Origin of the sequence: Salinispora pacifica DSM 45544, from assembly GCF_000378845.1 — a bacterium.
Lineage (GTDB): Bacteria > Actinomycetota > Actinomycetes > Mycobacteriales > Micromonosporaceae > Micromonospora > Micromonospora pacifica.
This window is the reverse complement of sequence record NZ_KB905359.1, coordinates 4565160-4587247: the sequence shown is the minus strand read 5'-3', so window position 1 is coordinate 4587247 and position 22088 is coordinate 4565160. Positions and strand designations below refer to the sequence as shown.

The window sequence follows — 22088 nt, the reverse complement described above, 5'->3', positions numbered from 1 at the left end:
GGTACGCGACGGCGCGACCAGCCCGGCCCGCCCGGAGTAGCTTCAGTGACATCGCCCACCATCTCCCTCAGCCTCGTCGACACCGACCCCGCCGAACTCGCCGTTGACGCGATCGTCATCGGCGTGCACAGCCAGCCCGGAGAGCGGGCCGGCGACCTCGTCGGCACCCTGCTGCTGGCCAGCGGCGCGGAGAGCATCGCCGCGGCCTTCGATGGAAAACTTACCGAGACGCTGGCGTTGCTCGGCGCAACCGGAGGCCCGGGCGAGGTGATCAAGCTCGCCACGCTCGGCACGGTTACCGCTCCGGTGATCGCCGCGGTGGGTCTCGGTCCGGAGCCGACCGGCGCCGCCCCCACCCCGGAGACGCTGCGCCGGGCGGCCGGTGCCGCGGTGCGGGCGCTGGCCGGCTCCGCCCGAGTCGCGCTGGCCCTGCCGCTGCCGGACGACGCCGACGCGCCGGCCGCGCTACGCGCGGTCGCCGAGGGCGGCCTGCTGGGCGGCTACCGGTTCGCCGGTTACAAGACCCGCCCGCAGCCGGCCCGGCGGGAGCCGGTCGCGGAGGTGCTGGTCGCGGTCCCGGACGCGGGTGACGCCACCGCCACGGCCGAGGTAGCCCGGGCGCAGGCGGTGGCCAACGCGGTCCGCTCCTCCCGGGACTGGGTCAACGCCGCCCCCAATGAGCTGCGTCCGCCGGCCTTCGCCGACTCGGTGGCGACCGCCGCCCGCGCGGCTGGCATGGAGGTCGAGGTACTCGACGAGGTCGCCCTGCGCGAGGGCGGCTACGGGGGTATCACCGCTGTCGGCCAGGGGTCGCAGGCCCCGCCGCGACTGGTGCGGATCAGCTACACCCCGGCCGGCGGCGGCAACGGCAAGCGGGTCGCCCTGGTCGGCAAGGGCATCACCTTCGACAGCGGCGGCGTCTCGATCAAGCCGTCGCAGGGTATGTGGGAGATGAAGGCCGACATGGCCGGCGCCGGCGCCGTCGCCGCCGCGATGTTGGCGGTCGCGGAGCTCGCGCCCGCCGTGTCGGTGACCGCGTACGTGCCGATGGCGGAGAACATGCCCTCCGGTACGGCGTACCGGCCGGGCGACGTCATCACGATGTTCGACGGCAAGCGCGTCGAGGTGCTCAACACCGACGCCGAGGGGCGGATGATCCTCGCCGACGCGATCGCCCGGGCCTGCGCGGACGGCTGCGACTACCTGCTGGAGACCTCCACCCTCACCGGCGGCCAGGTGGTCGCGCTGGGCAAGAAGGTCGCCGGTGTGATGGGCACGCCGGAGCTGTGCGAGCGGGTACGGACCGCCGGCGAGGCGGTCGGCGAGCCAACCTGGCCGATGCCGCTGCCGGAGGACGTGCGCAAGGGCATGGACTCCGAGGTCGCCGACATCTCCCAGGTCAACGCCGGGATGGACCGGGCGGGTCACATGCTCCAGGGCGGTGTGTTCCTGCGTGAGTTCGTCACCGAGGAGGTCGCCTGGGCGCACATCGACATCGCCGGCCCCGGCTACCACTCGGGTGAGCCGACGGGCTACTGGACCAAGGGCGGCACCGGGGTGCCCGTCCGCACCCTGCTGCACCTGATCGAGGACATCGCCAGCCAGGGCTGACCGGTCAGCGGAGGCCCTCGTACCCGCCCGGGCGGGTACGAGGGCCTCCGCGCACCCACCCGCCGGGTCGGTGCCGGTTTCAGAACAACTCGGGGCGACGCTTACGGCGTTCGTTGTAGTCCCGCATCCGCTGCGGGTAGCCCATCAGGCTCACGTCGTAGACCGGAATGCCCAGCCGGTGGGCGAAGCGCCGGGCGCCGTCCGGGCCGTCGATCCGGCGGCGGGTCCACTCGCCGTCGTCGGCGATCAGCATGACCGTGGTCTCGGTCATGGTCGTCCGGGGCTCGATGTACGCCTCGACTCCCCGCCGGGTCCGCACGAAATTCTCCAGGTGGCCCAGATCGCCCCGGTCCGCCCCGCGATCCTGACTGACCGGACGCGCCTTCTTCCGTCGGAACAGTCCCACCGGCCGTCTCCCCACACCCGCACCATCGAAGCTGATGCCAAGGGTACGTGTCTCGGACGTGTCGTTGGGCACCTCGTTACCCGTGCCGGGCGTGGTGGTGACAAGATGACCGAGGTGGGGTGTGTCCGCATTACCCCACCGTGACCCCCCGATGCAGCCAGGCGACCTGGGAGTTGGACGTGAGCGAGCCGAACGAGACCTTCGACATCGTCATCCTCGGAGGTGGCAGCGGTGGCTACGCGGCGGCGCTGCGCGCCGCTGAGCTGGGCCTCTCCGTTGCGTTGGTCGAGAAGGGCAAGCTCGGCGGCACCTGCCTGCACAACGGCTGCATCCCGACCAAGGCGTTGCTGCACGCCGCCGAGATCGCCGACCAGACCCGCGAGTCGGAGCAGTTCGGTGTCAAGGCCGAGCTGGTCGGCATCGACATGGCGGCGGTCAACTCGTACAAGGACGGGGTGGTCGCTCGGCTGTACAAGGGCCTGCAGGGCATGCTGCGCGGCGCGAAGAACATCACCATCGTGGCCGGCGCTGGCCGGCTGGTCGCGCCGAACACCGTCGAGGTCGACGGGAAGCGGTACACCGGCCGTAACATCATTCTGGCCTCCGGTTCGTACGCGAAGAGCCTGCCCGGCCTGGAGGTCGACGGCGAGCGGATCATCACGAGCGACCACGCGCTGGTGATGGACCGGGTCCCCGCGTCGGTGATCGTGCTCGGTGGCGGCGTCATCGGGGTGGAGTTCGCCAGCGTGTGGAAGTCCTTCGGGGTGGACGTCACGATCATTGAGGCGCTGCCCCGGCTGGTCGCCGCCGAGGACGCGGAGTCATCGAAGGCGCTGGAGCGGGCCTTCCGGAAGCGGAAGATCAACTTTAGGGTCGGCAAGCCGTTCGAGAAGGTCGAGAAGACCGACAGCGGCGTTCGCGTGACCATCGCCGGCGGCGAGACCGTTGAGGCCGAGCTGCTGCTGGTCGCCGTCGGTCGGGGACCGAACACCGCCGGCCTCGGCTACGAGGAGCAGGGCGTCCGGATGGACCGGGGCTACGTGCTGACCGACGAGCGGCAGCGCACGAGCGTGCCGAACGTCTACGCGGTCGGCGACATCGTGCCCGGCCTCCAGCTGGCACACCGCGGCTTCCAGCAGGGCATCTTCGTCGCCGAGGAGATCGCCGGAGAGAATCCGGCCGTCATCGACGAGGCCGGCATTCCTCGGGTCACCTACTCTGACCCCGAGCTGGCGTCGGTCGGCCTGACCGAGGCGAAGGCCAAGGAGCAGTACGGCACCGACAAGATCAAGACCTACAACTACAACCTGGGCGGCAACGGCAAGAGCCAGATCCTCAAGACGTCCGGCTTCGTCAAGCTGGTCCGGGTCGAGGACGGCCCGGTCGTCGGCTTGCACATGGTGGGTGCTCGGGTCGGTGAGCTGATCGGTGAGGCCCAGCTCATCTATAACTGGGAGGCGTACCCCGCCGAGGTGGCACAGCTCGTGCACGCCCACCCGACCCAGAGTGAGGCGCTGGGTGAGGCACACCTGGCCCTCGCCGGCAAGCCGCTGCACGCGCACGCCTGACACGACAACCACGGCGTCCGGCGACGGGCGACGATCCCATCAGGGGAATGAAGGAGTCTGGAGAAAATGCCGGTATCGGTCACCATGCCCCGGCTCGGTGAGAGCGTCACCGAGGGCACCGTCACGCGCTGGCTCAAGCAGGAGGGCGACACCGTCGAGGTTGACGAGCCGCTGCTCGAGGTGTCGACCGACAAGGTGGACACCGAGATCCCGTCCCCCGCGGCCGGTGTGCTGACCCGCATCGTGGTCGGCGAGGACGAGACCGCCGAGGTCGGCAGCGAGCTGGCGACGATCGGCGATGAGGCGTCGGGCGGCAGCGGGGCGGCGGGCGGCGGCGAGGCCGAGCCGCGGCAGTCGGCGCCCGAGCCGACCGCCGCCGCCGAGGGCACCGGCCCGGAGCCGGAGCAGGAGCAGCCGGCTCCCGCGCCCTCCGACGAGGGCAGCTCGTCGGGCGACGGCAGCCCGGTGACGATGCCGGCCCTCGGCGAGAGTGTCACCGAGGGCACCGTCACCCGCTGGCTCAAGCAGGTCGGCGACACCGTCGAGGTTGACGAGCCGCTGCTCGAGGTGTCGACCGACAAGGTGGACACCGAGATCCCCTCGCCGGTCGCCGGGACCGTCCTGGAGATCACCGTGGCGGAGGACGAGACCGCCGATGTCGGCGCGACGCTGGCGATCGTCGGCACGGCCGGTGCGGCGGCGAAGCCCGAGCCCAAGCCGGCGCCCAAGCCCGAGGCGAAGCCGGAACCCAAGCCCGAGGCGAAGCCGGAACCCAAGCCGAAGCCGGAGCCGAAGCCGGAGCCGGAGGTCACCGAGCCGACCCCGGGCGCCTCCTACAACGAGCCGGCGGCCGAAGCCGAGAGCGCCCCCGATCCGGCGAAGGCGGAGCAGGCCTCCGCCCCGTCCGCGCCCGCCCCCCGGCCGGCGACGACCGGTGGCACGGAGAACGCCGGCTACGTCACCCCGCTGGTCCGCAAGCTCGCCGGCGAGCACGGGGTTGACCTCGCCACGGTCAACGGCACCGGCGTGGGTGGCCGGATCCGCAAGCAGGACGTGCTCGACGCGGCCGAGCAGGCCCGCGCCGCCAAGGCGGCTCCGGCCCCGGCGGCGCAGCCCGCCGCCCCCGCGGCGAAGCCAGCGGCCCGGCCCACGCCCAGCAGCAAGCGGGGTAGCACCGAGAAGCTGCCGCGGATCCGTACGACCATCGCGAAGCGGATGCACGAGTCGCTGCACGAGATGGCGCAGCTCACCACCGTGGTCGAGGTCGACGTCACCCGGATCGCCAAGCTGCGGGCGCAGGCGAAGGACGCCTTCCAGCAGCGACACGGCGTAAAGCTCTCCTTCCTGCCCTTCTTCGCCCTGGCGGCCGTCGAGGCGTTGCAGGCGTTCCCGATCGTCAACGCCCAGATGGACCTGGGGGCCGGGACGATCACCTACCCGGAGGCGGAGCACCTCGGCGTCGCCGTGGACACCGAGCGGGGCCTGATGGTGCCGGTCATCCACAACGCCGGCGACCTCAACCTGGGCGGTATCGCCAAGCGGGTCGCCGACCTGGCCGAGCGCACCCGGACCAGCAAGATCAGCCCGGATGAGCTCGCTGGCGCGACCTTCACGCTGACCAACACCGGCAGCCGGGGTGCCCTCTTCGACACCCCGATCGTGCCGTCGCCGCAGTCGGCGATGCTCGGCACGGGTGCCGTGGTCAAGCGTCCGGTCGTGGTCAACGACCCGGAACTGGGCGAGGTCGTGGCCGTCCGGTCGATGATCTACCTGGCCCTGTCGTACGACCACCGGCTGATCGACGGCGCCGACGCGGCCCGTTTCCTTGGCGCGGTCAAGGAGCGGCTGGAGGCCGGCAACTTCGAGGCCGAACTGGGCCGGTAACACCCGACCCGACGACGGTGGGCTGCCCGGTGATCCGGGCAGCCCACCGTCGTCTCACGGGTCCGGCTACTCGGCGACGAAGACACCGACGCCGTGGACTCCCTCGACGAACCCTTGCGTCTGAAGGACCAGGATCGCCTGGCGCACGACCGTCTGCGACACGCCGTGCTCCTGCTTGAGCTGCGCCGTTGACGGCAACTTCTCCCCCGGCGCCCACTCCCCGGACTCGATCCGCGCACGGATATGGTCCGCGAGGAGCACCCACTTCGCTTTGGCGGGCATCCACACTCCCAGGTCTGCACCGCCATTCGACCATGAACAAACTTGGTGCCCGCGAAACGCAGGACGCACGGTCCGCCCCGTTACGCGACCGGGTGCAGGTGCAGCAATGGACAGGTCACGAGCGGCGCTAGCCGCTGCTGTCACCCTCCGGCGGTTCTGCGACGAACACGCCGACTCCCTGCACGCCTTCTACCAAGCCTTCGGTACGCAACGCGAAGATGGCCTGACGCACGACGATGGCGGAGACGCCATGCTCCTCGCAGAGCTGCCGTGTTGATGGGAGTTTGTCTCCCGGAGCGAGCTCACCGGACGCAACCTGCTCACGGATGTGGTCAACGAGCTTCGCCCACTTGGGTTTGGCGGGCATCTTAATCTCCCTGGTCTGCACCGCCATTTGATCACGCGACTACTTGTGATCGCAACCAATGCCCACCGATGCCTTGCTTTATATAGCGGTCGGGTGCCACGCCCTGCCCGAGCCTCCAACGCAGAGAAGGACCTCAGACCCCCGGGGACAGTTCCGGGCGTCAACCGTCCTGGCCCGGGCCCTCCGCGCGCCGGTCCTCCGGTGCCGCGACCCGAGAGGAGACGCCATGCCACGAGCCGTACCTCGACCGACCGGCGCGGAGCGCAACTCGCCGAGGCGAAACACACCGCGCGTACTCCCCCGGTGGTGGCGACCCGACCCGCCGGTGCCACTCGCTCCCCGCCACCGGCGGACCTGGCGGGGCTACGGCGCTGGTGCTCGTGCAGCCTACGCTGGACCGCCTGCCCGGACCGGCACACGCCCATCCCGACCGAGCCGCCGACTCCGAGGCCGAGGCCGCGAAACACCCGTTGGCACGACGAGCCGACCCAGGCCAACCCACAGGTGGGGCGGGCCGGGCGGTTGACCTTCGCGCAGGCCTGGCGGGCGAACGGTGGGCACTAGTGACGAAACGTCCGCACACGCCCCTGCGGCCGGTCTGGCTGTGTCGACGATGCGGCGCATCGTGGCCGTGCGGCTCCGCACGTTTGACGCTGCTGCGGGAGTACGCCCACGATCAGATTGCGTTGATCATCTACCTCGGCGGGCTGCTGTACGAGGCGACCGAACAACTGCACGCGCTCAACCCGCGGGAGATGCCGGACGCGGGTCAGCTCTTCGACCGGTTCCTCGGCTGGCACCGAAGCCGGACGTCCGGCCCCTACCCACCGGCGAACCTGACGAACGGCGGTGGGTGCCGCGCCGAACACGTCGTCAACGAGGTCCGGAGCGAGTAGTCGTTTCGATACGCTACGCAGGTGTGGTCGCGACACGTCCGTGCCCTGGAGTGGCTTCGGCAACGGGATCCGGACTACTGCGCCATCCGCCATGCGGCCCGGGTGACCCTCGTCGCGTGCCTCCTCTTCTACGGCTTCCGGTACGGCCTGAACAGCACGATCATGGCCACATACGCGCTCTTCGGCACCATCGCCGCCGGCATCTTCGCCCAGCTGCCGGGCGGGCCGGCGCACCGGGCCCGGACGCTGCTCGCCGCCCTGCCGGTCATCTGGGTCCTGATCGCCGTCGGGACCGTGCTGGCGGTGAGCACCTGGGCCGCCACGATCGGCATGCTCGTGATCGGGTTCGCCGTGGCGTTCGCCGGTGTCGGCGGACCTCGCCTGATCGGCCTCGTCGGCGCGTTTCAGATCTCCTACATCCTGGCCAGCTTTCCCCCGTACCAGCCCGACACCCTGCCGGAACGGCTGGCCGGCGTGACGCTCGCCGTCGTACTGATCGCGGCAGCGGAGGTGTGGCTCTGGCCCGGGCCGGCGCCGGCAACCAGCGCGCAGCGCCTGGGCTGGGCCGCGCGGAGTATCGCCTCGTTCGTCGCCGCGCTCGCGGACCTGCTGGATGGGCAGCCGGCCGCGGGCGAAGCGGCCCGACGGCGCCGGGCCACGGCGGCCGACGCGGTCACGCAGACCCAGATGTGGCGGCTGCCGCCGTCCGAGCGGGCATCGTCGGCGAGCCGGCGAGACCACGCGCTGCGGGACGCGGCTACCGACCTACATCAGACATTCCGGCACGCCGACTGGCTCCTGCAGGCCCACCCCACGACCACCGACGTGGGCGCGGCGAGGTCACTACGGCGCTGCGCGGCGTCCCTGCGCCACTCCGGCGACGCGCTGTTGGGAACGGAGCGGGCGTCCCCCGACCGGGCCGTTTCCAGCGAGCACCAGCAGCCGGACGGCGGACGATCAGCCACTACTGAGAAGCTCCGCGTGGCCGTGATCGTCCGGTCGCTGGCCCGGCACACGGATTTCGTCGCGACAGCCGTCCGAATCGCCGGAGGCCACCCTGGCAACACCCCCCACCAACCGGGCGGACCGCACAGCTTCTGGTATCTCCGGCGGAGCACCCCGTCGCTGTACTGGCAACGGCTGCGGATACACCTCACCCCACGTTCCGTGTTCTTCCAGCGGGCCCTGCGACTCGCCGTCGCTCTGGCCGCCGCCCGGTTCGTCGCCGGTGCGCTGGATCTGGAGCACGGCTTCTGGGTGCTCCTGGCCACCCTCAGCCTCCTCCGGACCTCCGCGGCGGAGACGTGGACCACGTTCCGCCGGGCCATGGCGGGCACCCTCGTCGGCGCCGCTGCCGGGGCACTGCTGCTGCTGGCCGCTCCCGGGCAGGAGACGTACGTGGTGATCCTGCCCCTGGCGCTGGGGCTGACCCTGGGGGTGGGCCCACTACTCGGGCTCGCCTGGGCGCAGGCGTTTCTCACGCTGGTGCTGATCGCCGCCTTCGCTCAGCTCACCCCGACCGACTGGCATCTGGCCGGTGTCCGCCTGCTGGACGTCCTGATCGGCGCGGCGATCGGCGTCGTCGCCGGCGTGCTCATGTGGCCGAAGGGTGGCGGTGGTGAGCTCCGCCGGTACACGTCGGCCTATCTCGACGCGGGCGCCGAGGCGATCGAGGAGACGGTTCTGAAGGTAGCGGGACGAGCCCGGGGCCAGCAGGCGCTTGCGGCCGCGCACCGAGCGCAGATCCTCACCGACGCATCGTTCTGCCAGTATCACCTGGAGCACACCGCTCCGCGCCCCACCGATGTGGACTGGGAGGCGGCCCTGGCCGCGGGGCATCGCATTGTGCGCGGTGCGGAGCGACTCGGTACCGGTGACCAGGCTGGGACGCTGGCGCACCGGTGGCCCGGGCCCACCGGCCAGCTCGTACGCCGGGCTCAACGGCTGCGGTCCGACTACGCCGACCTGGCCAGCCGCATGGCGCGGGGTCGCCTGCACGGTGCGACTCCCGTCACGCAACCAACGACGGGTGTCGCCGACCAGGTCCGCGAGATCATTCAGGGTGACAATCGAGAGGGCGACGTCCTGCACCTGATCGAGGTCGACCACTGGCTGGCCGACCTCGGTCGAAACCTCAACCGAATTCCCACCCCCGCCCAGCCGGGCCAGGGGAAGGGTCGACCCGAACCGTCGAACCCGTCGGGCAGCTAGCGCGGACGCCCATGGCTGTCGTAGGCGCGAATCTTCGCCAGCAAATGAACGTACTGACGTTCGAGCAGGTGCATTCGCTCCTGGACCCGCCCAGCGTGCCGTTCCAGCAACGCCTGACGCTCCCCCACGGTGTGGTCGCCCTCCCTGACCAAGTCGGCGTACCGGCACATCTCGGTGATCGGCATGCCGGTGTCGCGCAGGCAGCGGAACAACATCAGCCAGTCCAGTCGTCGTCAGTGAAGACGCGCCGCCCACCGGAGGTGCGGCCGACCTCGCTAAGCAGGCCAATCTTCTCGTAGTACCGAAGCGTGTCGCGGCTGAAGCCGCTGCGCCGCGCGGCCTCCGACGGTGCGTACCCGGGCAGGTCGGCAGCCTAGAGGAGCGGTGGGTGGCGGGGAGGTCAACTACCGTGACCTGCCCCTCGCCAACAATGATCAAACGCGGACCAGAACCTCCTCGCCGACCACGTCGAAGGTGGTGTCGATTTCCGCCTCAGCGGTGATCTGCGCCAGGTAGGTACGAACCGCGCGCCCGTCCGCGGTGTCCGCCCGGTACGGCACCGGCTCGCGCGCCTCATTGATCACTACGGGCACGAAGCCAACCCGGTCGATTTGACCGTCGACGATGTGCAGCCGGACGATCATCGATTTTCGGCCCTCCTCGTGCAGATCCTGGCCGGGGGCGAGTGCCTGATAGAACCGCACCGCTTTCTCGAACCACTCCCGGCTGAACGACTGCCACCAGCGCTCGTTGATCTCGAGGGCGAAGTCACCCAAGCTGTAGAAGATGACCTTGCCTCGGTAGACCTCGACCGGCTTCAGGATATGCGGGTGGTGCCCGATCACCACATCGGCACCGGCGTCGATCGCCGCATGCGCCACCACCGGCTGGTACTCCGCGAGCCGTGAGCGCTGAAAGAGCAGGCCCCAGTGAAGTGACACGATCAACACGTCCACCTGGTCGCGCAACTCGCCGATGTCCGCGACGAGCGCCGCCAGATCGGAGTCGTCCGGCAGGGATCTGACCGAGGGTGGAGCACCGGGCTGGTCGAACTGAAACGGTTCATAGAACGTTCTCGCCCGCATCGGTGCCACACCATGCTGACCCGGCCCGGCATAGTAACCCTCCGGCGCGACCGAACAGTAGGCCAAGAATCCGACCCGGGTACCGTCGCGTTCGATGACCCCGGGCCGGCGTGCCTGGTCAATGTTCGCACCCGCACCCACCACGGTGATCCCGTCGCAGCGGCACCGCTCGATGCAGTCGAGCAGCGCTTCGGCCCCCCAGTCGCCGGCGTGGTTGCTCGCCATCGAGATGACATTGAAACCCGCGTGCGGGATCGCCGCGTAGTTCGCCGGATCGTTCGGGACCGCGCCGCGCGCCCCGCATGAGCTCCGGGACCCCTGGTCGGAGTACGGCGTCTCCAACTGGCCGAAGGTGATGTCAGCCTCCGTCAACTGGTCCCGTACGTGCTGAAACATATCGTTTGGGCGGTCGCGCACGATGAGCAGGTCACCGGTGGCGGCGACGACAATCCCCCGACCTTTTTCGCCCATGGATGGACGCTAACACCCGTTCGGTAGAAGCTTAGTCCGTTTGGTGATTAGCCAGAAAATTGTTCCAAAGTGCGGTCGATGTATGCCGCAGTAACCACCACCATTCGCGAGGACCTCCCACCAGCCGATTTCGGAGTTCACGAAGGTGTCAGTCCCTGCGGCACAACACGAGTGTGGTCCCCTCCAGGACCACCCATCACCCCTGGCATCGGCGGCACCCTCGAAGTACTTGACCTGGAGTGCACTCCAGGTCCCAGGCTGGCCCGCATGACGACGACACGGACACTGGGCCACAGCGGAATCGAGGTCAACGCGATCGGAATGGACTGCTGGGCGATCGGCGGGCCGCTCTGGGCGACGGTGGGCTACGCCGCCTCGGCACCGACCACGTCGACCTCTACCAGTTACACCTCAACGACCTCTCGACGTCCGCCGCGCTCGACCTGATCGACACGCTGGAGGACCTGGTGAGCGAGGGCAAAATCCGAGCGTACGGCTGGAGCACCGACCATCCGCGATCGGCGGCGGCGGTCGCGGCGGCCGGAGCGCACTGTGCCACCGTTCAACACGACCAGTCGGTGTTGAGGGACAACGCCGCGATGCTCGCCGTCTGCGACACCTACGACCTGGCGAGCATCAACAAGGGTCCACTGGCGATGGGTCTGCTCACCGGCGCGACCCGGGCGGTCGGCTCCGACGATATTCGCGGCGAGGCTGCGCCGTGGCTGGTCTGGTTCACCGACGGCCGCCCCACCCCAAAGTGGGCCCAGCGGGTGACGCGGATCCGGGCGGCGCTCACCGCCGACGGTCGCACCCTGGCGCAGGGCGCGCTGGGCTGGCTGCTGGCCCGCAGCCCACGGACCGTACCGATCCCAGGCTGCCGCACCGTCGCCCAGGCAGCGGAGAATATCGGCACCCTCGCCCGTGGTCCGCTCCCGGCGGACGCGTACGCCGAAGTCGAGCGTCTGCTGGCGGGTCTTCGGCAAACCCCAGTCGAAACGGTCGGGTGACCAACTCAACGCATCTATTGGTCACCCGTGTCCGAGAATATAGGCATGCGGATTCTGATGGCCGGCGCGTCCGGCTTCCTCGGCACCCGACTTGCCGACCGACTCAGCGCGGACGGGCACCATGTGACCCGGCTGGTCCGTCGGCCGCCGCACGGCGCCGACGAACGGCAGTGGAACCCGACCGCGGCCCAGCTCGACCCGGCGGTGGTGGCGGAGGCTGACGCCGTGGTCAACCTGGCCGGTGCGGGGGTCGGTGACCGCCGGTGGAACGACGCGTACCGGCGGGTCATCCGCTCCAGTCGGGTGGACACCACCACCACACTGGCGATCACGATCGCCGGGCTGCCGGCCGCCGACCGTCCGAAGGTACTGGTCAACTCGTCGGCCGTGGGGTGGTACGGCAACACCGGTGACCGGGCCGTCGACGAGGAGGCGGGGCCCGGCAAGGGCTTCCTGGCCGATGTCTGCCGGGGCTGGGAGGCCGCGACCCGGCCGGCCGAGGACGCCGGGGTACGCGTGGTCCGGCTGCGGACCGGGTTGCCGCTGCACCGCGAGGGCGGGCTACTCAAGCCGCAGTTGCTACCGTTCCGGCTCGGTATCGCGGGCCGGTTGGGCAGCGGCCGGCAGTGGCTGCCGTGGATCGCGATGGTGGACTGGCTGGACGCCGCCGCCCTCGCCATTGACCGCGCCGACCTCACCGGCCCGGTCAACGCGGTCGGGCCAGCACCGGTGACCAACGCCGAGTTCACCCGGGAACTGGCCCGGCAGCTGCACCGTCCGGCGATCATCCCGATCCCGGCGCTGGCGCTCAGGGTGGCTCTCGGGGGCTTCGCACAGGAGGCGCTGACCAGCGCTCGGGTCCTGCCGGGGGCGCTGACCCGAGCGGGGTTCACTTACCGTCATCCGGATCTGGCCAGCGCCCTGCACGCCGCGCTCGCGGCGGAACCGGACCGATGAACAGTGAGCCGGTGCCGGGCGCGGCGACAGCGACAGCGACAGCGACAGCGACAGCGACCGGCTTTAACGAACTCTTCCGCGCAGGTCTGACCGGCGCGTCCAGCTCCGGTTGGTAACGTCCGCTCCGTGCCGACCTCGCCGTCCGTGTCCACGCCGACCCCGCCCGCCCGCGTGCGCCGTAGCCGCCGGGCAGATCTGCTCGTGACGCTCATCGCGCTCGCCCTCGCAGTCTGGGTGACCAGCGGGCTCTGGCGGGACCCAAACGGTCGCACAATCATGGTCAACTCCAGCGACCAGGCGCTGTTCGAATGGCTGTTGGCCTTCGGCGGGCACTCCCTCACCCACGGGCAGAACCCGCTCTTCACCCACATGATCAACGTGCCCGACGGGGTCAACCTCGCGGTCAACACGTCGATCACCGTGTACGCGGCGCTCTTCGCGCCCCTGACGTACCTGATCGGGCCGCCGGCCACCTTCCTGGTGATCCTCACGCTCAACCTCGCCGCCACCGCGATCGCCTGGTACTGGCTATTCAACCGCCAGTTCGCCCGCAGCCCGCTCGCCGCCGGGCTCGGTGGCCTCTTCATCGGCTTCTCCCCCGGCATGGTCTCGCACGCCAACGCCCACCTGAACTGGACCGCCGGCTGGCTGGTCCCGCTGCTGATCTGGCGCGTCTTCGCGCTACGTCGCAGCGGCCACCGGATCCGTGACGGCGTCATCCTCGGTGTGCTGGTCGCGGTGGCGTTCTCCATCGCCGCTGAGGGGCTCTTCTTCACCGCGATCGCCCTCGGCCTCTTCGTCGTCGTCTGGGCGCTGCACCCGGCCAGCCGCGCCGAGGCCCGCGCGGTGCTGCCGGGCTTCCTCGGCGGGCTCGCGGTGACCGCGCTGGTGGCGGGGGTGCTGCTGGCGTACCCGCTGTGGCTGCACTTCGCCGGCCCACAACGCTTCGACGGCACCGGCTTCGACGCGGTGATCCACTCCGAGAACATCGCCGCGTACGGCGCGTACCCTCGGCGCTCGATCGCCGGCGAGGTCGGGCTCCGGACCGGTCTCGCCCCGAACCCCACCGAGGAGAACTCGTTCTTCGGGCTACCGCTGCTGCTGCTCACCATCGCCGCCTTCGTGCTGCTGTGGCGACGCGTCAAGCAGGCGCCCCAGCGGGCCACACTCTGGGCACTCGGGGCGGTGGCGGTGGTCTTCACCGTACTGTCATTCGGGCCGCAGGCCACGTTCGCCGGCCGCCGCTTCGACCTGCCGATGCCCTTCGACCTGCTGGCTCACCTACCGGTGGTGAACGCCGCGCTGCCCGCCCGGTTGGCGCTGGTCGTGGCGCCGGTGATCGGGGTGCTGCTCGCGTACACCGTGGATGCGCTCCGGGCCGAACCACCGCGCTCCCGGCCGGCCCGGCTCGCCTGGCTGGCGGCGTTCGCCGTGGCGCTGGTTCCGCTGACACCGTCCCCGCTGATCACTATCGAGCGGGAGCCGATCCCACGCTTCTTCACCTCCGGCACCTGGCGGGACTACGTCTCACCGGGCGGCGTTCTCACGCCGATCCCGCTGGCCGTGGACGTGTACCCGGACGGGCAGCGGTGGCAGGCGCACGTTCTCGCCGACCGGCAGGGCGAGTTCCGGATCCCGGCCGGGTTCTTCCTCGGCCCGGGCGGCCCGGACGGGCGCGGCCGGATCGGTCCGGTGCCCCGGCCACTGAGCGCCATCCTCGACGAGGCCGCCCGCCTGGGTGTGGTGCCGATCGTCACCGAGGGCACCCGGGCGGATGTCGAAGCCGACCTGCGGTATTGGCAGATCGAGGCGGTGGTACTCCCGGACCAGGTACACGGGGCGAAGTGGGCCGTCGACGAGGAGGCGCTCCTGCAGACCGCCACCGCGCTGTTCGGTGAGCCGGAGCGCGTCGAGGACGTCTGGCTCTGGCGGATCCCGCCAGGATGAGCCCCGGGGACGACGCACCGTGCCCCGGCACACCGGTGAGCCGGATCACGAGCCGGAGTGACTGGCGGGTACGGGACTAGGCTGGTCGTCGTGAGCACGACTACCCCGGACCTGACCATTGTCCACGCCGGCACTCTCGGCTACGAGGCCGCGTGGGAGGAGCAGCGCCGGCTGCACGACTCGGTGGTCGCCGACGAACGTGGCGACGCCGTGCTGCTGTTGGAGCACCCCAGCGTCTACACCGCGGGCAAACGCACCGAGCCGTGGGACCGGCCGATCGACGGCACGCCGGTCATCGACGTCGACCGGGGGGGAAAAATCACCTGGCACGGTCCGGGTCAGCTCGTCGGCTATCCGATCCTGCGCCTGCCCAACCCGGTCGACGTGGTCGCGTACGTGCGCCGGGTGGAGCAGATGCTGATCGACGTCTGCGCCGAGTTCGGGCTGACGGCCGGCCGGATCGAGGGGCGCAGCGGGGTCTGGGTGCCGGCGGACGACCGCGGGCCCGCACGCAAGGTCGCCGCCATCGGCATCCGCGTCGCCCGCGGCGTCACCCTGCACGGCTTCTCGCTGAACTGTGACTGCGACCTGACGTACTACGACCGGATCGTGCCGTGCGGCATCAGCGACGCCGGGGTGACCTCGCTCGCCGCCGAGTTGGGCCGACCGGTGACCGTGGCGGACGCCCTTCCGGTGGTCGAGCGGCACCTGCCCACCCTCATCGAGCCCTGAGCCGCGAGGGCCCGGGCCCTGCCGAGGCCCGCCAGACCCGGGCCGGCGTCGATTGCCGACACCGGCCCGCTGGGTGGGCCGCACACCGGGTCGCTCAGGCTGGCCGACGCCGGATCCACCAGAGCGAAATGAGCGACAGGGCGGCGGTCAGAGCGAGCAACACCCCGAGTTCCCGCCACTGCACCAGCCAGAACCGCCTTGCCGGCACGTAGCGCTCCTCCTGCAGCAGCCCCTGTGCGCCCAGCCACTCCCGGCAATCCGGTGTGCACTTTTCCTGGTCGGTCGGCCCGCGATACTCCGGACCGCCGGGCGTGGTCACGATGGCGTTCGACAGCTCCCACGAATCAGTTTCGCTCGGCCAGCCCTCGACCCTGGTCACCACGTCGTTCATTCTCGCGACCATGTTGGCACGCTCGGCGGTCAGCGCGGTGACGCGATGCACGGGGTCGGCGATCAGCGGGCGTAGTTCGACGGCGCCGATTTGTGTCGCCACGACGAGTGCCAGGGTCACCGCCATCGCGGCCAGGGTCTGGCGCAGCATCAGTCCGGCGGTCACCCCGATCGCGAAGGCGAGGGTGGCGTAGCCGATCGGGACCACGCCGCGGGTGGGAAAGACCAACGGGGTGATCAGATTGGCGTGGGCCAGGGTGGCGTGGGCGTCGTCGATGGGTTGCGCCCAGCTGGTCAGGGCGAGGCTGAGCGCACCCGCGACGAGTGCGGCTGCCAGGCCACCGACCGACAGCTTGACGAGCAGCCAGCGGCGTCGGGAGACGGTTTGGCTCCAGGCGATCCGGTACGTTCCGGTTTCGAGTTCCCGTGCCACCGTCGGGGCGCCCCAGAACACGCCGACCAGGGCGGGCAGCCCGAAGGACGCGCCGACGCCGGCGAGCTGGACCCGGCCGGCCAGGCTCTGCTCTATCTCGTCCAGGAAGGAGTCTGCCGCCTTCTGGCAGTCGTTGCCGGTGCAGCCGGTGTATCCGGTGCTCACCGCCAGACCGCGGACCTGCCACCAGGTGAAAAGGAGAGCACCGAACAGCACGGCCAGGCAGGCTGCGCCGACGATGGCCTGGGTCCGGAACTGCCGCCAGGCCAACCAGGTCATCGCTGTGCCTCCAGCACTCGTTCCGGCGCGGCCGCCGGGGCCGACTCACTCAGGTAGGCGAGCAGGATGTCCTCCAGATCGAGCTGGTCGGCCTGCCACGACGGGTCGTCGATCGGGGCGGTGCTGCGTACCACCAGGGTCGACTGCGCGGCGGTGTGCCGGTCCTCGATGAGAGTCCAGCCGTACGATGCGACGTCCACGGACTCACGCCGAGGGCCGATCAGGCGATGGTGGCTGGCGAGCAGGTCGTCGACGTCGCCGGCCAGCCGCACCTGGGAGCCGACCAGCACGATCAGGTGGTCACAGATTCGTTGTAGGTCGGAGACCAGATGCGAGGACATGATGACGGTCATCTCCTGCTCCGCCACCAGTTCCATCAGTGCCTGCAGGAACAGGCGGCGGGCGAGCGGGTCGAGCGCCGCCACCGGCTCGTCGAGCAGCAGCAGCTCGGGCCGTTTGGCGGCGGCGACGGTCAGCGCCAGATTGGCCCGCTGGCCGCCGGAGAGCTTGCCGGCCTTCTGACTCGGATCGAGCCCGGCCTGGGCGATTCGCCGCTGGGCGAGCGCGCTGTCCCAGGACGGGTTCAGGCGGGCGCCCAGCCGTAGGTGCTCGGCGACAGTCAGTCCGGCGTAGACCGGGGCGTCCTGGGCGACGAAGCCGACCCGAGCCGAGCCACTGACCGGGCGCTCCCCGAGCACCTCGATCATTCCGGCGGTCGGTTCGAGCAGTCCGCAGGCCAGTTGCAGCAGGGTCGACTTACCCGCACCGTTCGGGCCGACCAGGCCGACGACCTGGCCCACCGGCACGTCGAGCGTGCAACCGGAGAGCGCGGTGCGGCGACCGTACCGTTTGGTCAGATTTTCCGACCGAAGCACGTTGGTCATGCCCTCGCCTCCGCGAAGGCGCGGAACGTGCTCAGGAACAGCGCCTCGACGCCTTCGTCGTCGAGGCCCGCCTCGCGGGCCTCGACCAGCCACTGTTCCAGCTTCTGCCGCAGCAGCTCCTGTGCCGCGACCGCCGGGCCGTCGAGCGTCTTCGCGATGAAGGTGCCCCGCCCCTGCCGGGCCGTGACCAGACCTTCGTACTCCAGCTCGCGGTACGCCTTCGACACCGTGTTCGGGTTGATCGCGAGCTGGGCCACCACCTCCCGGACAGTGGGCAGTCGGTCGCCCTCATGGAGCACGCCGAGCCGAAGCGCGTGCCGCACCTGCTGGATGAGCTGCATGTACGGCGCGACCCCCGACTTTGCGTTCAAGTAGAAATCGATCATCCGTCCACCCCCGTTCTACTAGTTCTCTAGCAGAATAACTTATTCTGGCCACGCGTCAAGATCGCCAAACCGAGCGCTGGGTACGGCACGGGTGAGTGGTGCTGTCGGTCAGGTTCCACCGCTCCGCGGGGAACTCCCCGCAGCACCGTGGCGGCACGGCGCCACGGCGGTGGGGCGTCGGGGGCGGCGCGGTGTCCGGCGTCACCGCTGCAGCGGCGTGATGCCCGTCGCCCAACACGCATCGACGGTGGGCGACGGGCGTAGGCTCGACTTCGTGACGATCGAGCACTCTGCGCCGACGGCCGGTCAGGCAGCGCGTACCGCGACGCCCGCTCCCGAGGGGCGGCGCCTCCTGCGGATCGAGGCGCGCAACGCTGAGACGCCGATCGAGCGGAAACCACCCTGGATCAAGGTCAAGGCCAAGATGGGCCCGGAGTACACCCAGCTGCGCGGGCTCGTCACGCGCGAGGGGCTGCACACCGTCTGTCAGGAAGCCGGCTGCCCCAACATTTACGAATGTTGGGAGGACCGGGAGGCCACCTTCCTCATCGGCGGCGACCAGTGCACCCGCCGCTGCGACTTCTGCCAGATCGACACCGGCAAGCCGGCCGAGTTTGACGCCGACGAGCCCCGCCGCGTCGGCGAGTCGGTGGTCTCGATGGGGCTGCGCTACGCGACCGTCACCGGAGTCGCCCGCGATGACCTGCCCGACGGCGGCGCCTGGCTCTACGCGGAGACCGTGCGGCAGATTCACGCCCTCCGGCCGGGCTGCGGTGTCGAGCTGTTGATCCCCGACTTCAACGCCGTCCCCGAGCAGCTCGCCGAGGTCTTCGGAGCCCGGCCGGAGGTGCTCGGACACAACGTCGAGACCGTGCCGCGGATCTTCAAGCGGATCCGGCCGGCCTTCCGCTACGAGCGGTCCCTGGACGTGATCCGGCAGGCCCGCGCCGCCGGCCTGGTAACCAAGAGCAATCTGATCCTCGGCATGGGCGAAGAGCGCGCCGAGATCTCGCAAGCCCTCCGGGACCTGCACGATGCGGGCTGCGAGCTGATCACCATCACGCAGTATCTGCGCCCCTCCCCCCGCCACCACCCCGTCGAACGCTGGGTCAAGCCGGAGGAGTTCGTCGAGCTTCAGAAGGAGGCCGAGGAGATCGGCTACGCCGGCGTGATGAGCGGCCCGCTGGTCCGCTCGTCGTACCGCGCCGGCCGCCTCTACCGGCAGGCCCTCGCGGCCCGTGGCGACGCCCCGGTTGACCGCGACAGCTGACCGTTTCCGGGTGGGGGCCGCCGCCGTGGTCGCGGCCGCCCTCTCCCTGCCCCACCGGCAGGGAGGGACCTGCTCAGCGCCACAGGGGCGGCCGGCGCCCGGCATGACCAGTACGCCCAGGCCGCGCGAGATTCGCCGACCACTAGACTCGGGGCATGGCAAAGCCCCAGGAGAAGGTCTCGTTCGGCCAGCGGCTGAAGCAGATCGGGATGGTGTTTCGGTTCACCGCCAAGCAGGACCGGTGGTTCGCGCCCCTGGCCTTCGCCGCGGTGGTCATTCCACTCGCGCTGACCGTGGTGGCGTTCTTCGTGTGGGGCTGGCTCTGGATCCCGCTGGGCATCCTGTTGACGCTGCTCTCCCTGCTGATCGTGCTCAACCTGCGCTCCAACCGGGCGATGATGAACGCCGCCGAGGGACAGCCGGGCGCGGCCGCGCAGATCATCGAGAACATGCGCGGCGACTGGCGGGTCACCCCGGCGGTCAGCTCGACCACGCAGATGGACATGGTGCACCTGGTCATCGGCCGTTCGGGAGTGATCCTGCTGGCCGAGGGGAACCCGCAGCGGGTGCGCGGCCTGCTCGGCCAGGAGAAGCGTCGGTTGGCCAAGGTGATCGGCTCGGCGCCGCTCTACGACTACGTGATCGGCCAGGAGGAGGGCGAGCTGCCGGTCCGCAAGCTGCGAATGACGCTGATGCGGTTGCCACGCAAGCTCAGTGGCCGGGATGTCAACGCGCTGGACAAGCGCCTCAAGGCGCTCAGCGCCCGCCCACAGCTACCCAAGGGCGCCATCCCGAAGAACATGCGTCCGCCGAAGGGCGCCTTCCGCCAGGCCCGCGGTCGCTGACCTGCCGCGACCACGGCGGATCGCCCCGCTGACCTGCCCGCGACCGCGGATCGCCCGCTGACCCCGAGCTGGGTCAGCGGGCGACGGGGGCGATGACCGAGCCCGCTGCTCGGTCATGCAGGCCACGGCGGTCGGCATCCATGATCAGGGCAGGTATCACGAGCGCGAGCAGGACACCGCGGAGTAGCGCGCGAAGCACCCCGATCCGACCACCGCTGGTCCAGGAGACACAGCGGACTCGGGTGAGGTACATCCCGGGGGTCTGGGCGAAGAGACCGATGAAGAAGCCGTACTCGACGACGAGCACGAGCACGGGAGCCCACCCGTCGTGGAACGGATCGGCGAAGATGCTGGCGACCAGTATGCAGAGCACCCAGTCGATCACTAATGCGCCGAAGCGCGGCCCCAGGCCCGGACTGGCGGAGACGTCGGAGCGGGGCGGTACGGGCTGGTCAGCCGAGGTCGTCACAGCGCTCAAGACTAGCCAGTGCCGCAGCCGGCTACACGCCGACCTACGCCCAAAAAACGGACCAAGCCTCGCAAGTTTCACTACACTGGCACACTGGCCCCTCCCGGGAGCATCAGGACTGACCGCTCCACGCAGCGAAGGCTTCACGGAGCCTCCGCGGAGGACGTAACACGGCAGAAACATTGAAGACATGGCCGGGCAACCGCTCGGCCATAGCGTCGCCAGAAGCCTAGCCACTTCAGTGGACGAGCCAGGAGGACGAGTGTTCGCCAATCCCGAGGAACTCCTGCGTTACCTCAAGAACGAGGACGTGAAGTTCGTCGACGTACGTTTCTGTGATCTGCCCGGCGTGATGCAGCACTTCAATCTGCCCGCCGAGTCGATTGACGACCAGCTCCTCACCGACGGCCTAGCATTCGACGGGTCGTCCATCCGCGGCTTCCAGGCGATCCACGAGTCGGACATGCTCCTGCTCCCGGACGTCGCCACCGCGTTCATCGACCCGTTCCGCGCGCAGAAGACCCTCGCGCTCAACTTCTTCATTCACGACCCGTTCACCCGCGAGGCGTACACCCGCGACCCCCGGAACGTGGCGAAGAAGGCCGAGGCGTACCTGGCGGCCAGCGGCATCGCCGACACCGCCTACTTCGGCGCGGAGGCCGAGTTCTACATCTTCGACTCGATCCGCCACGAGACCTCGGCCCACCAGTCGTACTACTACATCGACTCGGTCGAGGGCTGGTGGAACACCGGCCGTGACGAGGAGGGTGGCAACCGCGGCTACAAGACCGCGTACAAGGGCGGCTACTTCCCGGTGCCGCCGGTTGACCACCACGCCGACCTGCGCGACAAGATCGTCCGTCGGCTGATCGACGCCGGCTACACCGTGGAGCGCTCGCACCACGAGGTCGGCACCGCCGGTCAGGCTGAGATCAACTACAAGTTCTCGACCCTGCTGCACGCCGCGGACCAACTCCAGCTCTTCAAGTACATCGTGAAGAACGAGACCTGGGTCAACGGCAAGACCGCCACCTTCATGCCGAAGCCGCTCTTCGGGGACAACGGCTCAGGCATGCACACCCACCAGAGCCTGTGGCTGAACGGTGATCCGCTCTTCTACGACGAGACCGGCTACGCCGGCCTCTCCGACACCGCGCGCTGGTACATCGGCGGTCTGCTGCAGCACGCGCCGTCGCTGCTGGCCTTCACCAACCCGACGGTGAACTCGTACCGCCGGCTGGTGCCCGGCTTCGAGGCGCCGGTCAACCTGGTCTACTCGCAGCGCAACCGCTCCGCCTGCACCCGCATCCCGGTCACCGGGAGCAACCCGAAGGCCAAGCGGGTCGAGTTCCGCGTGCCGGACCCGTCGGCCAACGTCTACCTGGCCTTCTCGGCGATGCTGATGGCCGGCCTCGACGGCATCAAGAACAAGACCGAGCCGCCGACCCCGATCGACAAGGACCTGTACGACCTGCCGCCGGAGGAGTGGGGCGACGTCAAGCAGGTGCCGGGCTCGCTGCCGGCGGTGCTCGACTCCCTCGAGGCCGACCACGACTACCTGCTCGACGGCGGCGTCTTCACGCCGGACCTGATCTCCACCTGGATCGACTGGAAGCGGACCAACGAGGTCGACCCGGTGCGGCTGCGCCCGACCCCGCACGAGTTCGCGATGTACTTCGACTGCTGAACCCCTGCAGCAACCGGC

At 70.0% G+C, this 22088-nt stretch carries 19 protein-coding genes and 2 pseudogenes; 12 read left to right on the top strand and 9 right to left on the bottom strand.

Features of this window, described 5'->3' with window-relative positions:
- The first annotated feature begins 45 nt into the window (after positions 1-45).
- Positions 46-1611 (top strand): leucyl aminopeptidase, encoded by a 1566-nt coding sequence (locus tag SALPAC3_RS0121125; protein WP_018223166.1) that lies wholly within the window; start codon positions 46-48, stop codon positions 1609-1611.
- A gap of 79 nt (positions 1612-1690) precedes the next feature.
- Here SALPAC3_RS0121125 and SALPAC3_RS0121120 read toward each other — a convergent pair whose 3' ends face one another.
- Positions 1691-2017 carry a hypothetical protein gene (locus tag SALPAC3_RS0121120; protein ID WP_018810838.1) on the bottom strand — a complete coding sequence of 109 codons (327 nt, stop codon included), beginning with the start codon at positions 2015-2017 and terminating at the stop codon, positions 1691-1693.
- 140 nt (positions 2018-2157) lie between these two features.
- Between SALPAC3_RS0121120 and lpdA the strand changes: the two genes are divergently transcribed.
- Together lpdA and sucB are read left to right on the top strand one after the other, a co-directional pair.
- Positions 2158-3585 carry a dihydrolipoyl dehydrogenase gene (lpdA, locus tag SALPAC3_RS0121115; protein ID WP_018223164.1) on the top strand — a complete coding sequence of 476 codons (1428 nt, stop codon included), beginning with the start codon at positions 2158-2160 and terminating at the stop codon, positions 3583-3585.
- 66 nt (positions 3586-3651) lie between these two features.
- Positions 3652-5469: a 2-oxoglutarate dehydrogenase, E2 component, dihydrolipoamide succinyltransferase gene (gene sucB / locus SALPAC3_RS0121110; protein WP_018223163.1), complete on the top strand. Its 1818-nt coding sequence runs from the start codon at positions 3652-3654 to the stop codon at positions 5467-5469.
- Positions 5470-5535: 66 nt separating this feature from the next.
- Here sucB and SALPAC3_RS0121105 read toward each other — a convergent pair whose 3' ends face one another.
- The gene (locus SALPAC3_RS0121105) at positions 5536-5757 is read right to left on the bottom strand and encodes a GntR family transcriptional regulator (RefSeq protein WP_018223162.1); all 222 of its coding nucleotides are present in this window, start codon (positions 5755-5757) and stop codon (positions 5536-5538) included.
- 121 nt (positions 5758-5878) lie between these two features.
- Complete coding sequence (locus tag SALPAC3_RS0121100; RefSeq protein WP_018223161.1) at positions 5879-6145, bottom strand: winged helix-turn-helix domain-containing protein; 267 nt, start codon at positions 6143-6145, stop codon at positions 5879-5881.
- Between the two features lie 620 nt (positions 6146-6765).
- Here SALPAC3_RS0121100 and SALPAC3_RS26075 point away from each other — a divergent pair.
- On the top strand, positions 6766-7014 hold the full coding sequence (locus SALPAC3_RS26075; RefSeq protein ID WP_018223160.1) for a hypothetical protein: 249 nt from the start codon (positions 6766-6768) through the stop codon (positions 7012-7014).
- 21 nt (positions 7015-7035) lie between these two features.
- Positions 7036-9225, top strand: a complete 2190-nt coding sequence (locus tag SALPAC3_RS0121090) for an FUSC family protein (protein ID WP_018223159.1) — start codon at positions 7036-7038, stop codon at positions 9223-9225.
- Here SALPAC3_RS0121090 and SALPAC3_RS26070 read toward each other — a convergent pair.
- A pseudogene (locus SALPAC3_RS26070) lies at positions 9222-9589 on the bottom strand (MerR family transcriptional regulator). The gene SALPAC3_RS0121090 and the pseudogene SALPAC3_RS26070 overlap by 4 nt on opposite strands.
- Before the next feature lie 70 nt (positions 9590-9659).
- A complete protein-coding gene (locus SALPAC3_RS0121080; RefSeq protein WP_018223157.1) occupies positions 9660-10781 on the bottom strand; it encodes a CapA family protein in 1122 nt (373 codons plus the stop codon).
- 267 nt (positions 10782-11048) lie between these two features.
- Between SALPAC3_RS0121080 and SALPAC3_RS26065 the strand changes: the two are divergent.
- The 4 genes and pseudogenes from SALPAC3_RS26065 (at position 11049) to lipB (ending at position 15427) form a co-directional block, all read left to right on the top strand.
- Positions 11049-11791, top strand: a pseudogene (locus SALPAC3_RS26065) (aldo/keto reductase).
- Between the two features lie 45 nt (positions 11792-11836).
- Positions 11837-12748, top strand: coding sequence for a TIGR01777 family oxidoreductase (locus tag SALPAC3_RS0121070; RefSeq protein ID WP_026185782.1), 912 nt, complete (start codon positions 11837-11839; stop codon positions 12746-12748).
- A gap of 126 nt (positions 12749-12874) precedes the next feature.
- Positions 12875-14695: a DUF6311 domain-containing protein gene (locus tag SALPAC3_RS0121065; protein ID WP_018223155.1), complete on the top strand. Its 1821-nt coding sequence runs from the start codon at positions 12875-12877 to the stop codon at positions 14693-14695.
- Positions 14696-14785: 90 nt separating this feature from the next.
- Positions 14786-15427, top strand: a complete 642-nt coding sequence (lipB, locus tag SALPAC3_RS0121060; RefSeq protein WP_018223154.1) for a lipoyl(octanoyl) transferase LipB — start codon at positions 14786-14788, stop codon at positions 15425-15427.
- 94 nt (positions 15428-15521) lie between these two features.
- Here lipB and SALPAC3_RS0121055 read toward each other — a convergent pair whose 3' ends face one another.
- The 3 genes from SALPAC3_RS0121055 to SALPAC3_RS0121045 are packed head-to-tail and all read right to left on the bottom strand — an operon-like array spanning position 15522 to position 17799.
- The gene (locus SALPAC3_RS0121055) at positions 15522-16529 is read right to left on the bottom strand and encodes an ABC transporter permease subunit (RefSeq protein ID WP_018223153.1); all 1008 of its coding nucleotides are present in this window, start codon (positions 16527-16529) and stop codon (positions 15522-15524) included.
- A complete protein-coding gene (locus tag SALPAC3_RS0121050; RefSeq protein WP_018223152.1) occupies positions 16526-17413 on the bottom strand; it encodes an ABC transporter ATP-binding protein in 888 nt (295 codons plus the stop codon). The genes SALPAC3_RS0121055 and SALPAC3_RS0121050 overlap by 4 nt, the downstream gene beginning before the upstream one ends.
- A complete protein-coding gene (locus SALPAC3_RS0121045) occupies positions 17410-17799 on the bottom strand; it encodes a GntR family transcriptional regulator (RefSeq protein ID WP_018223151.1) in 390 nt (129 codons plus the stop codon). Before SALPAC3_RS0121045 ends, SALPAC3_RS0121050 begins: the two co-directional genes overlap by 4 nt.
- Positions 17800-18019: 220 nt before the next feature.
- On the opposite strand from SALPAC3_RS0121045, the gene lipA reads away from it, so the two are divergent.
- Together lipA and SALPAC3_RS0121035 are read left to right on the top strand one after the other, a co-directional pair.
- Positions 18020-19069 carry a lipoyl synthase gene (lipA, locus tag SALPAC3_RS0121040; RefSeq protein ID WP_018223150.1) on the top strand — a complete coding sequence of 350 codons (1050 nt, stop codon included), beginning with the start codon at positions 18020-18022 and terminating at the stop codon, positions 19067-19069.
- Positions 19070-19224: 155 nt separating this feature from the next.
- Complete coding sequence (locus SALPAC3_RS0121035) at positions 19225-19914, top strand: DUF4191 domain-containing protein (protein ID WP_018223149.1); 690 nt, start codon at positions 19225-19227, stop codon at positions 19912-19914.
- A gap of 73 nt (positions 19915-19987) precedes the next feature.
- On the opposite strand, the gene SALPAC3_RS0121030 is transcribed toward SALPAC3_RS0121035, so the two are convergent.
- Positions 19988-20383 (bottom strand): RDD family protein, encoded by a 396-nt coding sequence (locus SALPAC3_RS0121030; RefSeq protein ID WP_018223148.1) that lies wholly within the window; start codon positions 20381-20383, stop codon positions 19988-19990.
- Positions 20384-20645: 262 nt separating this feature from the next.
- Between SALPAC3_RS0121030 and glnA the strand changes: the two genes are divergently transcribed.
- Positions 20646-22070 carry a type I glutamate--ammonia ligase gene (gene glnA / locus SALPAC3_RS0121025; RefSeq protein WP_018223147.1) on the top strand — a complete coding sequence of 475 codons (1425 nt, stop codon included), beginning with the start codon at positions 20646-20648 and terminating at the stop codon, positions 22068-22070.
- The last annotated feature ends 18 nt before the right edge of the window (positions 22071-22088 follow it).

Coding starts and splice junctions, on each gene's coding strand:
- SALPAC3_RS0121055 (WP_018223153.1), bottom strand. CDS start 16,529: ATGACCTGGTTGGCCTGGCGGCAGTTCCGGACCCAGGCCATCGTCGGC.
- sucB (WP_018223163.1), top strand. CDS start 3,652: ATGCCGGTATCGGTCACCATGCCCCGGCTCGGTGAGAGCGTCACCGAG.
- SALPAC3_RS0121035 (WP_018223149.1), top strand. CDS start 19,225: ATGGCAAAGCCCCAGGAGAAGGTCTCGTTCGGCCAGCGGCTGAAGCAG.
- lipA (WP_018223150.1), top strand. CDS start 18,020: ATGCCCGTCGCCCAACACGCATCGACGGTGGGCGACGGGCGTAGGCTC.
- SALPAC3_RS0121050 (WP_018223152.1), bottom strand. CDS start 17,413: ATGACCAACGTGCTTCGGTCGGAAAATCTGACCAAACGGTACGGTCGC.
- SALPAC3_RS0121080 (WP_018223157.1), bottom strand. CDS start 10,781: ATGGGCGAAAAAGGTCGGGGGATTGTCGTCGCCGCCACCGGTGACCTG.
- SALPAC3_RS0121045 (WP_018223151.1), bottom strand. CDS start 17,799: ATGATCGATTTCTACTTGAACGCAAAGTCGGGGGTCGCGCCGTACATG.
- SALPAC3_RS0121070 (WP_026185782.1), top strand. CDS start 11,837: ATGCGGATTCTGATGGCCGGCGCGTCCGGCTTCCTCGGCACCCGACTT.
- SALPAC3_RS0121100 (WP_018223161.1), bottom strand. CDS start 6,145: ATGGCGGTGCAGACCAGGGAGATTAAGATGCCCGCCAAACCCAAGTGG.